Source organism: Methanoregula sp. (assembly GCF_028712425.1).
GTDB lineage: Archaea > Halobacteriota > Methanomicrobia > Methanomicrobiales > Methanospirillaceae > Methanoregula.
Window position 1 is genome coordinate 137,883 of sequence record NZ_JAQTQD010000003.1, and the last position, 13,288, is coordinate 151,170.

A 13,288-nucleotide genomic window follows, 5' to 3' on the forward strand; every position below is an offset into this window, starting at 1 on the left:
TTTTTTTCCCCATTTGTGAATTCCAAAAAAACACAAAATCTTACCTAATGAACCTCCCTTTCCCACATTAATCACCTTATTTCAAGTATCGTATTGAGTATCATAATAATTTGAAATCCGCAACCATTCGGCATAATGACTTTGATCAAGGACCTGCCCCCTTGCCTCCAATTGTTTCATCTTTATTGCATCGCGATATTCAGTACTTACATCTAAGACTTGTTCTCCTCCATTCAAATGGATAATATGTGGATTTGGAGAAATCGTAAATCCACCATAATATGTATCGGGAATATAAGTGATAATCGTCGGACGTGTTGTCTCAATAAAGGCATATCCTGTATCATAAAAATCATAATCTGGAGAACTTTTTACCCCGACTGTCATATGGTTTGAAAATTCAAAAAGAACCGTGTCAAAACCCAATTTATTCAATAAATAGACTAATAAGAGTGATTTATCCGCACATACGCCCTTATTGTGATGTAATGTTTCATACGGATAGTACCAATCCATTGAAGTTCCATAAAACTTATTCCAATTGTACGGAATATGCTGTACCACACTTATTGCAATTTTCGCTTGATCATTAGGATTGTTTGATTTTTTCCTAATTGCATCAATCAGCGGTTGGAGATTATCATTCTGATAATCATTCTCTAAAAGGGGCTGAATTACTTCTTTATCCGGATCGGAATAATATGAGTGACTTTTTTTAGAGAAATAATCTGCCAATCCACCATAAGTTGTGAAACTAATAGACTCTCGATTTCCATTAATCAGATAAGAAAATGACGTGGTTTTAGGGGATTGTTTGAAGTTAAGATTTTGTGTTGTTGGGATTGGTGTAAACCTGAACGCTTGCGGCGGTGTTGAAGATACTTCCGGAGCGGCCGTCACTGTAGAGGGAGGAATTATTGTGGATTGTGTGTTTCCTATCTGGAGGGAGTGGGTAATCGCATTTCCGTTATCCGATAGATGAGCCACACTCCCTATACTAATAATGAAAAATGATATCAGAATTATTCCAATAACCGCGTATGATACATTGGGGAAGAAATACCGGTCAGATCTCCATGTTTTTTTAAGAATATATTTGCCAACTCCAGCTCTCACTCTATTACTCAGATACAAAAGAATTGCCGAGAGGATTGCATAGAAGCAAAACTGGATGAAAAGATAAAAGAGAATATTTGTCGTCGAATCCGGAATTTTTGATGTTGCCAAGAAATTGGAAAGCAGGGGAAACGTAACCATCAGGAGCGCCATGATTTGATGTCCTGCTTCCCAGCATTTCATTGCATAGAGGAAATATGCGAGCAGGAAACACCAGAACCCGATAATAAAAAAGGTCTCGAATGTAGAACGGAAGTTGTCTAGCGGATAAAGGTAAGGCAGGTAACTCCCCCCCATAAAAAGTAGTGAGATTATCGTGAAATTTCGTAAAGTGATTTTTGCTTTGATCTCTCTCCATTTGTCCCGAATGATTCTATTTACTGCCTTGGAGGTATGTTTGGGTGGATCAGGTGGGATGTATGTCCCTTTACAACCGTGATTTTCAGGTAGCCGACACTCATCGCAAAATATCAATCCACACCGGTTGCACCTGAATGGAAGGCCGTAGAGATCTTTCCCACAGTTATTGCAGTACCGGTGATGCGGCTTATGATGTCCGTGGCAATGATGATTTTCAGGAAGGTGATGATCTGAACAAAAACTGTGTCCACACCGACGGCACTTATAGGGGAGTTCGTGGAGTATTTTTCCGCAAAAGTGGCAACGGTGCATTATACTTGAATCGCTTTTTTGTGACGATATAGATTCCTTAATTCAATCCTCGAATCACGGAAGATACAACAAGCATCTTTGATCCAATTGATATTGCGTTTCTGTCGGTGTTTCTCTATGTCGATGGTATATCTCCGCAGCATAAAAAACCACAATTACGTCGGCAACAATAATCGAATAATAACGTTAATCATGTGAGAAAATAATTTACGCAAGTTATGAAATTATACATCCAAACCTTTGTTTGTTTTATTCTTGGATTTGTTTTAATTTCTGGCTGTATTTCGGTACAACAACCCTTTTCGCCATATAAAGAAAGCACATCAACATTTACAACAACATCTGAAGTAACATCACCAGCATTTACATCCCCTGCAACGACGACAATACCATCACCAACATTCACAGAAAAAACGGTATCAACAACCAGTAATCCGGATTTCAAAACAAAAGGCTCTGTTGATAAAACCTATTACTACATCATCGACGGAATCCCAGGGTATATTCCCCTCAACATTTATACCGGAGTGAACGAATATATCGTCTCTTTTGGAGACATCTATACTCATGATGATTATAATCAAATCGTTGACAACGAGGTCCAGCGTGAATACATTACCCCAATGGTCAAAAATATCAAACTAGCTGCAAAAAATCCGGATGATGAAGCACGGATAGCAATCAGTCTCGTTCAACACATAAAATATGATGCGAATGCCCTCAATGAAATTCAGGTTAACAAATCTGAATCTGGCAAATATATCGGGCGTTATCCCTACACGATCCTTTCTCAAAACTGGGGCGGGATCTGCGGTGAAAAATCATTTCTTCTTGCACTTCTCTTAAAGGATCTCGGATATAGTGTTGTACTGATGGAGTTTGACGATGTTAGTCATATGGCAGTTGGAATTAAAGTGCCCTCGGAATATTCTTACAAGAATACGGGATATGCCTTGATAGAAAGTACCAGTCCAGAAATCCCAACATCGTACGAATACTCAGTTGATGGTTATAAAACACGGATGTCATTGCTAACACCCACAAAAATCATAAAAATCTCTGATGGAAAATCATTTGATTCAGTTAGTAAGGAGTTTGCCGATGCTCAAATTCAAGGAACAATTCACTTATCCGCGGCGGAAGTAATCGCAGCTAAAGATAACGTGACTTTTGATATTCAAAAACTCGAGGAACTCAAATTAACTGTAGATTACTGGCGAAGTCATTTGAATTTCGATTTGCAGGGTAAGCCCATAAACGATAATAACTACCTAAGATACTTGATGGCAGTTGGTGAATACAATTCTTATTATCAATACACCTATTTACCCAATTACAAAATGTTGGAGAGCTCTTATAAAATTTTCAAGGAAGTGTATTTACCAAAACAAAAATCTCTTAACGAAAAATACGGGATAACATCAGGCTTCAATATTGGATTATAAAAAAATGGCCGCATTGATAAAACACAAAAAGAAAGACACTTTTAAAATATTTTCAAAAAAAAAAAAACGAAAAAATTCACGACTCCCAAATTTTTTTTACAGGTATCTCGATACGGTATATATTCCCGGATAGGTAGGAGTATGGCCCGTTGTACCTCCGCCCCCGTATGTCGGTACTCTCATCTCCCCCGAGAGAGGCCTCTCTTCGATGAATACCCCCATTTTAGAGACCCGCCAATCCGGCCCCTTTACAGGCTCCGTTTCCCCCCATTTCCGGATCCAGAGGGAATAATTAAGAGAAAATCCTCATTTTTACGCCGGAGGGGAGCGGTAAATTTTTGCCACATTCTTTTGGCCGATCTGGAGGCGAAACGGGTTTTGGCCTGTGGCAGGGGGTCCGGAGATGACCGGCAGCCGCCAGGGGGGTTTATCGGGGATCGACAATTCTCTGTCGAAGAAACCATAGGTTTCTTCTCCTCCTCCCGGTCTGATGACCCGTCGGACGTCGGAGAAACCCGTGGGATTCTCCTCCAGCTTCTGGCATGATAGCGTGTGGCACGTCGGATCTTACTCCCATTTCAGAGATCCGCCAATCCGGGCCCGTAGAGGGTTCCGATTCCCCCCTTTTCCGGATCCAGAGGGAATAATTCCGGAAAATGAGGGAATAATTAAGAGAAAATCCTCGTTTTTACGCCGGAGAGGAGCGGTAAATTTTTGCCACATTCTTTTGGCCGATTGGCAGGTAAAACGGGTTTGGCCTGTGGCAGGGGGTCCGGAGACGACCGGCGACCGCTAAATCCCCTTCGGAGGGCGATCGCCGGTACCGACGGCGGAGAGGCACCTTTCCGTCGTAAAACGAAGGTAAAAAGAGAATACGATCCCCGCAACCGGGCAGGGCCCCGGGAGCGAACCCGGCCATTACCCGATGGTCGCCTTCTGGATCACAACATCCGTGACCGGCCGGTCGCCGGGTTTTGTTTTTGTCTTGCCGATCTTGTCGACAACGTCCATGCCCTCGATGACCTTGCCGAAAGCCGGGTGCCGGCCGTCAAGGAAATTGTTGTTGACAAGGTTGATGAAGAACTGGCTGCCGCCGGTGTTCGGGCCGGCATTTGCCATCGAGATGGTGCCGCGATCGTTTTTGTTGCCGGGCGGGAACTCGTCCTTGATCGTGTACCCGGGACCTCCCGTGCCGTTCCCTTTCGGATCCCCGCCCTGGATCATGAAGCCGTTGATGACCCGGTGGAAGATGATGCCATTGTAGAATCCCTCGCGGACAAGTTTCTCGAAGTTTCCCGCCGTGATCGGCATGTCGGATGCAAGATCGATCCGGATGGTACCCATATTCGTTTCAAGCCGGGCGATCTTCCCGGAAGGTGCTGGCGATGTCATACTATCTCGTACCTATGGGGGGTTCGGTTATATCAAAATACGCGGAAAAAACCTGCGCGGAAAAAATCGCAAAAATTGAAAATGCAATTTGGTATCAGATCATCGTGGCGCGGATGATCGTGACGTTCTGGAGCGGGCGGTAGTACGGGTGGCCATTTGTTTCCACCTTCGCGATTGCATCGACAACATCCATGCCTTCGGTCACGGTCCCGAAGACAGGGTGCTTGGCGTCAAGGTAATTATTGTTGACCGTATTGATGAAGAACTGGGAGCTGCCGGTGTTGGGGCCGGAGTTTGCCATGGCAACGGTGCCGCGGTTGTTTTTGTTGGTGCCCGTAAACTCGTCATCGATCAGGTACCCCGGGCCGCCACGGACGGTGCCGGTGGGGGCACCCCCCTGGATCATGAAACCATCGATAACGCGGTGGAAGATGACGCCATTGTAGAATCCTTTCTCCACCAGCGCTTCGAAGTTTGCTGTGGTGATCGGCTTATTCGGGCTGAGTGCGATGACGATGTTCCCCATCGAGGTCTCCAGCCGGACGTTCTTCCCTGCGATCGCAGTCCCTGCCAGTGCCACGGTTTCCGCAGGGGAGGGGACAGCCGCGGTTGTCACGACCGGTACCGGTGTAGCAGAAGGGGCGGATTCAGGAGCCACAACCGTAGCGGGCTGCGTGCATCCTGCACAGAGAACAAGGGCCAGAAGAAAAAGCCCGGCGATTGATAATGATCTGAACGGGGACATCCCGGTACACTGGGGTGCCCCGGAAAAAAGAGATTGCGGGATTGCCCCTGTGCCTGCCGGATTACCCGGACTTCGTCTCGTCGTCCTTGCGCCCAAACCAGAAGATGGCGCCAAGAGCAAGAATGATCGAAATCAGTCCCGTGACAAGGATGATCGTTCCCTGGGACGTGACCATGGAATAATCGCGTGCCGAGACATCGATCGCGAGGACCGCCGCCGTGTTGCCGGTGGAGTCATCCACAGAATCATCGATGGGGGCATAGGCGCTCATGAACGATCCGTACTTTGTGGTATACGGTTGTTTCGAGACGGTCGGGCCGGAGAGCGCGAGGAAGATCACGTCCTGGTCCGGTGCGGTGGACACCTCGCCGGTCCGCGTCGAGCCCTGCGGGTCCTGTACCATCAGGTCGTCCACGAGGAAGATTGCGGTCTTGTTCGGGTAGACCTTCAGGATATAGGCATTGAGGATGTGGTCATCCATGCTCCGCATGGTATTGAGTCTCTCAACGAGCGCCAGGTACTCCGGCGCGTTCTCGTTCCCCGGGGTGATGTTCGCAAGTTCGGCTCCATGGACCTGGGTCGCCATGACGCCCACGGTCGCTTTCATTCCCCTGTCGGTCAGGCTCTTGAGCGCATCCTGTTCGCTATTGTAGGCGTACAGGGTGAGTGCCCCGATGATGATGATCACGAGGATCGCTGCGAGATACTGGTGTGTGGATTTCTTGCATGAACAGGTCATTTCAGGTTCGCCTCCTGAGTGCGGCTCCCAGTGCAACCGCCCCTGCGATCCCACCAAGGATGATTGCATGAGAGAGCGGCGACGCGGGAGTTGGCGCTGGTGCCGGCTGCATCGTGACGGTCAGCGGGGTTGTTTGCCCGGATCCCACGATGACGGACTGGGTGGAATCAATATACCCGGTATATTTCAGCAGGACGGTGTGCTGGCCTGCCGCGATGCCGGTGAGCGTTGCTGGGCTGTAGCCCTTGAAGAGGTTGTCGATATAGATCTCGGCCCCGTCCGGGGTCGTGGTGATCTGGATAGAACCAGTTGCCGGGACCGGTGTCGGCGAGGGGCCGACCGGTGTCAGGGCAGCGTTGATGGAGGTGACTACGTTCGGCTGGATGTAGACGGTGTTCATCCAGTCATTGTAGCCGGATGCCGTCACCTTGAAGAGGTGGTTTCCGCCGCCGACATTGTTCAGGGTCAGGGTGCCGGACGAGGGGACCCTCCCCTGTTCAGCGCTGTCCATCGATACCATGGCTCCCGGGAGGGAGAGGACTTTCACGGTGCCAAAAGATCCCGGCGGCATGACAGCGTTGATGTTCTGGCTGCTGCCGGCATTAACATACACGGTTGTTACATAGTCACTGTATCCGGTAAGGGTGAGCCGGAAGGTGTGGCTTCCCGGGTACAGGGTGACGGTGACGGGAGCCTTCCCCTGGTAGTTGTTATCGGCGTAGACGAGGGCTCCCGTCGGGTTCGAGGTCACCGAGACCGTACCGGTGCTGCGGGGAGGGGGCGGTGACGGCTGGAGTGTCGGGTAATAAGTGCTGGTCTGCCCGGCTGTCACCGTGACGACCCGGGTGTCGGGTGTATACCCGTTCAGCGAGGCCTTCATGGAATAGGACCCGGGTGCAAGATTGGGGATGGTCACCGGGGAATACCCGTAGTAGTTACCGTTCATGTAGATTGCGGCACCGGACGGGCTTGACTGTGCGTAGATGGTGCCGGTGGTAACCGGCGGCGTTGTGGTCGGGGGTGTTGTTATCGGCTGGAGGTTTGCATTGACTGCCACATACTCGCCATCGGAGGGCATGTGGGAGGGTGCGCCGTTCCAAGTGGTGTACCCGGATTTTGAGACCTTGATGTTTGTCACCGGAGATCCGGTTGGCGAGACCCCGACCGAGAGGACACCCCCGGACGTTACTCCCTCGTAATTGCCGTTAAAGTACACCGAGGCGCCGTCAACATTGCTGTACACGTCAATGTATCCCTTACCGCCACCGGCCTGTGTCGGGGGAACCGTGACCGTGGGTTCGGTTGTCGGCGGCTGTGTGGGTTCTGTTGTAGGGACCGTGGTAGGAACCGACGTTAGTTCCGTGGTAGGCACAGCAGTTGGTTCTGTTGTCGGTGCCGTTACCGGAGAAAATGTTACGGGCGGCTCCGTTGTCGCGGTGGTTTCCGGATCGTCATCGGCTGCACAGGCCGGCCCAACGATAAATACACACAGAATTAGGATGATGAGAGAGGAATAAAGCGATCTCACAGTAATCTCTTCCTGTACTGGTACATCAGGAAAAGGCGCTATTTATGTGATCCGTTCTATCAGTTCCGGCGGAGGGCGGCTATCCCCTGCGCGAGCCGGTGCATCCCTTCATGGATCTGCTCTTCTGAAGCGGAGGAGAAGTTCAGCCGGATCGTGTCCGTGCCGCCCCCGTCCACGTAGAACGGGAGGCCGGGGAGGACAGCGACTTTCTTTCTCACGCCCTCATCGAAAACCTCGCGGGAGGAGAGGCCGGGCGGGAGGGTTGCCATCAGGAACATGCCCCCTTCCGGATTTGTGTGGATAATCTCCGGCATCAGGTCGTCAAAGAGCTCGCACATGAGCCGGCACTTGCGGCTGTACGCGGAGACGATCGTTTTGATGTGTGCGTCAGGGTCGCTCGTTGTCAGGTACCGGTGGAGGATCTTCTGGCAGAGGAAATTGGAATGGAGGTCAGCTGCCTGCTTGACGACATTGAACTGCTGAAGAATCCCGGACGGGGCAAACATCCAGCCGATCCGCATGCCCGGAGCAACGGTCTTGGAGAAGGATCCGGAGATGACTGCCTGTTCAGGGAGATACTTCTTGACTGGCAGCCGGGGCCGTGCATCGAAGAAGAGTTCGCCGAACGCATCGTCCTCGTAGAAGACGGGACTGGTACCTGAAAGGACCTCCGCGATTGCCTTGCGCTTCTCCTGCGAGTACGTCCGGCCCGAGGGGTTCTGGGAGTTGGGGATCCCGTAGAAGAACTTCGGCCGCTCTTTTTTGACCATCTGCGTAAATGCGTCCAGGTCCGGCCCGTCCTCTTCCAGCGGTACGGTGTCGATGACCGGCTCGTAGAGCGAGAACGCCTCGATAGCGCCGAGGTAGCCGGGCCGCTCCATACCCACGTGGTCGCCCCGGTTGAGGAAGAGCTTGGCAAAGAGGTCGAGGCACTGCTGCGATCCGTTGACGATCTGGATCTCTTCGGCAGTTGCCGGGATGCCGAGCCGGTGCCGGTACCGGTCCGCGATGTACTCGCGGAGGGGCAGGAAGCCATCCGTCGTGGTGTACTGGAGCGCCACCTTCGGGTCTTCCTCAAATATTTCGCGTGCTGCCCGCGCGATCCCTACGGTATCGATCAGTTCCGCCGAGGGAAGTCCCCCGGCAAAGGAGATGATGGAGGGATCGGAGGAGACTTTGAAGAGCTCTTCGAGAAAGGATTTCGGCGCCCGTGCGACCCTGTCGGCGAACTGGAACTGCATGGTAAGACCCGTGACCGTGGAAGATTGATCTTCCGGCCTGATATCTCTGGTTTATCGGACTGCCGGGGGAAAAAGGTATGGAATTGGTGACGATTGGAGATACTTCGTTTTAGATGCTGCCGTCAGCATAGCAATAAATACCATCACGCTCATATTGACTGACCAGTCAGTTTACATGGTGTTCCCGATGTTGTACCGGACTGTTCCCAAAACCGGCGACAAACTTTCCGCGCTCGGCTTCGGCTGCATGCGCCTCCCGCAAAAGGGCCGGAGTGTTGATGAGGAGCGTGCAATCCGCCAGATCCGGCACGCGATCGAGAGCGGCGTCAATTACATTGACACGGCGCCCGTCTACCATTTTGGCAAGAGCGAGCAGGTACTTGCAAAGGCACTGGCAGGAGGGTACCGGGAGAAGGTCCGGATCGCGACCAAGCTCCCGCACTGGGAGGTCTTCGAGCGCGAGGATATGGACCGGATCTTAAACGGCCAGCTCGCGATCCTCCAGACCGATCACATCGATTACTATCTCCTCCACAGCCTTGCCGGGAAGAGTTTCCAGATCATGAAGGATCTCGGCGTCCTGGAATTCCTCGACAGTGCAAAGAAGGATGGCCGTATCATCCATGCCGGCTTCTCGTCCCACGGGAGCCTCGAGGATTTCAAAATGATCGTGGACGCGTACGCATGGGACTTCTGCCAGATCCAGTATAATTATCTTGACGAGAAGATCCAGGCCGGAACCGAGGGCCTGAAGTACGCCGCCGCAAAAGGTCTCGCGGTCATGATCATGGAGCCGCTGCGGGGCGGCAACCTTGCCGGCCGTATTCCCGGGAGCGTTGAGAAGATCTGGGCGGAATCTACCGTGAAGCGGTCGCCGGCCGAGTGGGGTTTGCGCTGGGTCTGGGACCACCCGGAGGTGACCGTTGTCCTCTCCGGCATGAACGACGAAGCGCACATTGACGAGAACATCCGGGTCGCGGGCGAGGCATTGCCGGGATCGCTCACGCCCGATGAACAAGCGCTGATCGACCGGGTCCGTGACGAGTACCGGCGGCTCATGAAGGTAGGGTGTACAGGCTGCGGGTACTGCATGCCCTGTCCGGCCGGAGTCGACATCCCCGGCGTCTTTTCGAGTTACAATGCGCACGCCCTCTTCCCGCACGACCCGGCGGGGAAGTTCCAGTACATCGGGCGCCATGGCGGGCTCATGGGGGAGAAGACGGCAGCCGGGCTCTGCCGTCAATGCGGCAAGTGTGAGAAGGCCTGCCCGCAACACCTCCCGATCCCGGCGCTGATGAAGGAGGTCTCGCACGAGATGGAGGGGATGATGGACATCGCGGTCCCGGTCATGAAGGGCGGGCTCTGGTGCATCAACTGGGTCAAACGGTTCATTCTGGGTGAGAAGTCCCATGCGTGAACCGTCGCCCGACAAGCAGGAGGCGATCCTTGAGACGGCGCTCACGCTCTTCACCGAGCGGGGCTTTGCCGGCACGCCGACCTCGCTCATCTCGAAAGAAGCCGGCGTTGCAACCGGCACGCTCTTTTTTTACTTCAAGACCAAGGAGGAACTGATCGATACGCTCTACCGTCGGGTCAAGAGCGAGGCCGCAAAAGAGATGAGCCGGGGGATTGACAAAGAGAAGAGCGCAAAAGCAAAGCTCCGCCGGCTCGGGCGCAATGCGGCGGGATGGGGTATGAAGAATCCTGCGAAACTGAAGTTCATGGAGCAGTTCGCCCACTCCCCGTTTGTCTCAACGAGCGCCCATGAAGAGGGGATGAGCCATTTTCTCTTTCTGGAGGATCTTGTCCGGCAGGGGATACAGGACGGCGAGATCCGGAATGTCGAACCGTCCGGCCTCTTCTGCCTGATGGCATCGGCCCTCTCGGGCATGATCGCCCATGCGCTCTCCACAGGTGACAGAAAAGAGCGGGAACGGATCATCGAAGACGGCCTGGATTTCATCTGGTTCGGTATGAAAGCGTGAGGAGATGACAACATGACAACAGTTCTGGAAGCACGGGGCCTCTCGAAGGCCTATGGCGAAGTACAGGCAGTGGACACTGTGACGCTCTCGGTGAAGGAGGGAGCGCTCTTTGGCCTGCTGGGGCCAAACGGCTCCGGAAAGACCACGATGATCAAGATGCTGACCGGGCAGACGAAACCGACTGCCGGCTCGGCGACCGTTCTTGGCGTTGACGTGACCAAAGACCCGGTCGGGGTCAGGGCCCGTGTCGGGATCATCCCCGAGCAGGAGACCCCTCCCAGTTTCCTCTCCGCGATGGAGTACCTCCGGTTCGTTGCCGCGGTTCGGAAGATCCCGGACATCGAGACAAAAGCGGAGTGGTGGTTCGACTTCCTCGACTTTGCTGACAAGAAGAACGTGCTCTGTAAGGATCTCTCCCGGGGCACGCGGCAGAAGCTGATGTTCACCCAGGCCTTCATCCACGAGCCGGCTCTCGCCCTCATCGACGAACCGCTCATCAACTTCGACCCCATCATGCAGGACCTGGTCAAGGAGTATCTCGCGGACTACGTGAAGAAGGGAAAAACGATCTTCATCTCCACGCACATCCTCGAAGTGGCCGAGGAGATCTGCTCGGAGTTCGCGATCCTCCACAAGGGGAAGCTGCTTCACACCGGTACCGTTGCCGAGCTGACCGGCCGGGGCGACCACCTGCCGTCCTTCTTCCTCTCGCTTGTCCGGAAGGATCGCCATGTTTGAGCTTTTCATCGCCATGATGAAGGAGGAATGGCGGGTCCATTCCACGATGTTTGGCAGCCTCTCGTTTGCCCTCTTCCCGTTCATGATCTTCGGGATCGCGTTCATGGGTGCGTTCCTCGTCCCCCTGATGCGGACAACGCTTCCGGCCGGCAACCTCTCGCTCATCCTCCACGGGAGTTACCTGATGCTCGGGATCATGGTCGGGGGCTTCGGCCTTCTCGGGAACGAGGTGATGAACCGGCGGTTCGGGCAGGCAAGCTTGCTTGCCTACTCTGCCCGGAGCCTCCCGCTCTCGGAACGGTTCATCTTCTCAAACTTCGTGGTCAAGGACACGGTCTACTACTTCTTCCTCTGGGTGCTCCCGTTCGGCCTCGGGTACCTCCTCGCCACACCCTGGACCGGCGTTTCGCTCGCGAGTGCCCTCCTGCTCATCCTCACCCTGAGCCTCTCGTTCCTCTACGGCCTCTGCGGGATCTTCTTCCTCTCGACCGTATACGCCCGGTCGAAACCGGCGTTCTGGCTCTTCCTCTTCGCGTGCCTCGCGTCTCTCGCGGCCATCTCGCTTGTCACCGGGGCAAACCCGGCGCTCCTCTTCCCGCCCCTCCTGCTCGGGAGCGCGTTCACACTGGAGCACCTTCTTGTCTCCTGCCTCCTGCCGGCATTCCTCTTTGCCGTCTCCCTCTGGCTCTTCTCCCCGGAGTCCGTGGGATCCGAGAAGAATTACCGGGACGCGTTTGGCCCCTTACAAAAGCGCCTCTCCCTCCTGCCGAATCCCCCGCTTGCCGCCAAGGACACGCTTGACCTGTACCGGAGCGGGAGCATGATCGGCCAGACGATCTTCTCCTTCCTCCTCCCGCTTGCCGTGATCTGGTTCTTCCTCTCCCTCCTCGGCCCGTTCTTCCCGCCCCACGGCCTCCTCATGATCTTCGCGATCACGGCCGGTGTCATCGCATCGACCATGTACACGTGGGTCACGATGTTCGACACGTTCGGTCCCTATGCCTGCCTGCCCGTTGCGGTCAGCACGCTGATCGAAAGCAAGCTGACAACGTTTGCGATCCTCCAACTGATCCCCGCGGTCTTCATCGCCATCGTCGCGGTTCTCGCAGGCGAGGCTGCGTTTCTCCTCCCCGCGGTCGTGCTCGGCCTATCGGTCTCGTTCTACGCCGTTGCGGTCATGGCCTGGCTTGCCGGACTCTCCCCCAGTGTGATGGTTTATGACGTAAAGGTGCTCGCCTGGTATCTCGTGCTCACCGGGATCGTGCTGGTTCTCTTCACCGCGGCAGCCTTCGCCAACCCGTACTATGCGCTCGCCTCTGTGGTCCTTGTCCTCCCTGCGTGGTGGTTTGTGCAGAAGGCGAAGGTGCGGTGGGATGCGGTGGACCCGGCGCGGTTCTGATTTTTTCAGGTCCCTGTCTGTACCGAGAAGCCGGCAACAATTCTCTTTTTTATCTCTCTCGCCATACCAAGAGTATTGATATGAGTTCTCCTGAACGGTTCATCTCCCTTATCGCGAAGGGTCTCATCCTGCTTGGGCTCGTCGCGTTTGTCGTTATTCTGATCGGCTGGACACCTTCGGGTGCAGGTCTCCTTCTCCCACTGGTTGCATTCGTCCTCCTTGCCACCGGGTTTATCATACTGAAAAAGCCGGAATATCTTGGTTTGTCGCTGATCTGATTAGAGTGAG

12 protein-coding genes and 1 pseudogene are annotated in these 13,288 nt (G+C 53.6%); 6 read left to right on the top strand and 7 right to left on the bottom strand.

What is annotated here, in order from left to right:
* Window positions 1-81: 81 nt before the first annotated feature.
* The gene (locus tag PHF39_RS02620) at window positions 82-1,269 is read right to left on the bottom strand and encodes a hypothetical protein (RefSeq protein WP_300219874.1); all 1,188 of its coding nucleotides are present in this window, start codon (window positions 1,267-1,269) and stop codon (window positions 82-84) included.
* Between the two features lie 279 nt (window positions 1,270-1,548).
* Window positions 1,549-1,788, bottom strand: a pseudogene (locus PHF39_RS13920) (AN1-type zinc finger domain-containing protein); the annotation flags it as partial.
* A 218-nt stretch (window positions 1,789-2,006) separates the two neighbouring features.
* Here PHF39_RS13920 and PHF39_RS02625 point away from each other — a divergent pair.
* The gene (locus PHF39_RS02625; protein WP_300219876.1) at window positions 2,007-3,233 is read left to right on the top strand and encodes a hypothetical protein; all 1,227 of its coding nucleotides are present in this window, start codon (window positions 2,007-2,009) and stop codon (window positions 3,231-3,233) included.
* A 918-nt stretch (window positions 3,234-4,151) separates the two neighbouring features.
* On the opposite strand, the gene PHF39_RS02630 is transcribed toward PHF39_RS02625, so the two are convergent.
* From PHF39_RS02630 to PHF39_RS02650, 5 genes are all read right to left on the bottom strand, one after another.
* A complete protein-coding gene (locus PHF39_RS02630) occupies window positions 4,152-4,625 on the bottom strand; it encodes a peptidylprolyl isomerase (RefSeq protein WP_300219878.1) in 474 nt (157 codons plus the stop codon).
* 94 nt (window positions 4,626-4,719) lie between these two features.
* Complete coding sequence (locus PHF39_RS02635) at window positions 4,720-5,370, bottom strand: peptidylprolyl isomerase (protein ID WP_366144156.1); 651 nt, start codon at window positions 5,368-5,370, stop codon at window positions 4,720-4,722.
* 61 nt (window positions 5,371-5,431) lie between these two features.
* On the bottom strand, window positions 5,432-6,109 hold the full coding sequence (locus tag PHF39_RS02640) for a hypothetical protein (RefSeq protein ID WP_300219880.1): 678 nt from the start codon (window positions 6,107-6,109) through the stop codon (window positions 5,432-5,434).
* A 1-nt stretch (window position 6,110) separates the two neighbouring features.
* The gene (locus PHF39_RS02645) at window positions 6,111-7,637 is read right to left on the bottom strand and encodes a PEGA domain-containing protein (protein ID WP_300219882.1); all 1,527 of its coding nucleotides are present in this window, start codon (window positions 7,635-7,637) and stop codon (window positions 6,111-6,113) included.
* 59 nt (window positions 7,638-7,696) lie between these two features.
* A complete protein-coding gene (locus tag PHF39_RS02650) occupies window positions 7,697-8,878 on the bottom strand; it encodes a PLP-dependent aminotransferase family protein (RefSeq protein ID WP_300219884.1) in 1,182 nt (393 codons plus the stop codon).
* Between the two features lie 187 nt (window positions 8,879-9,065).
* On the opposite strand from PHF39_RS02650, the gene PHF39_RS02655 reads away from it, so the two are divergent.
* From PHF39_RS02655 to PHF39_RS02675, 5 genes are all read left to right on the top strand, one after another.
* Window positions 9,066-10,295: an aldo/keto reductase gene (locus PHF39_RS02655; RefSeq protein WP_300219886.1), complete on the top strand. Its 1,230-nt coding sequence runs from the start codon at window positions 9,066-9,068 to the stop codon at window positions 10,293-10,295.
* Window positions 10,288-10,863, top strand: a complete 576-nt coding sequence (locus PHF39_RS02660) for a TetR/AcrR family transcriptional regulator (protein WP_300219888.1) — start codon at window positions 10,288-10,290, stop codon at window positions 10,861-10,863. The genes PHF39_RS02655 and PHF39_RS02660 overlap by 8 nt, the downstream gene beginning before the upstream one ends.
* Window positions 10,864-10,875: 12 nt before the next feature.
* Window positions 10,876-11,601: an ABC transporter ATP-binding protein gene (locus PHF39_RS02665; protein ID WP_300219890.1), complete on the top strand. Its 726-nt coding sequence runs from the start codon at window positions 10,876-10,878 to the stop codon at window positions 11,599-11,601.
* Window positions 11,594-13,000 (top strand): hypothetical protein, encoded by a 1,407-nt coding sequence (locus PHF39_RS02670; protein WP_300219892.1) that lies wholly within the window; start codon window positions 11,594-11,596, stop codon window positions 12,998-13,000. Before PHF39_RS02665 ends, PHF39_RS02670 begins: the two co-directional genes overlap by 8 nt.
* 80 nt (window positions 13,001-13,080) lie before the next feature.
* Complete coding sequence (locus PHF39_RS02675) at window positions 13,081-13,278, top strand: hypothetical protein (protein ID WP_300219894.1); 198 nt, start codon at window positions 13,081-13,083, stop codon at window positions 13,276-13,278.
* Window positions 13,279-13,288 lie beyond the last annotated feature (10 nt).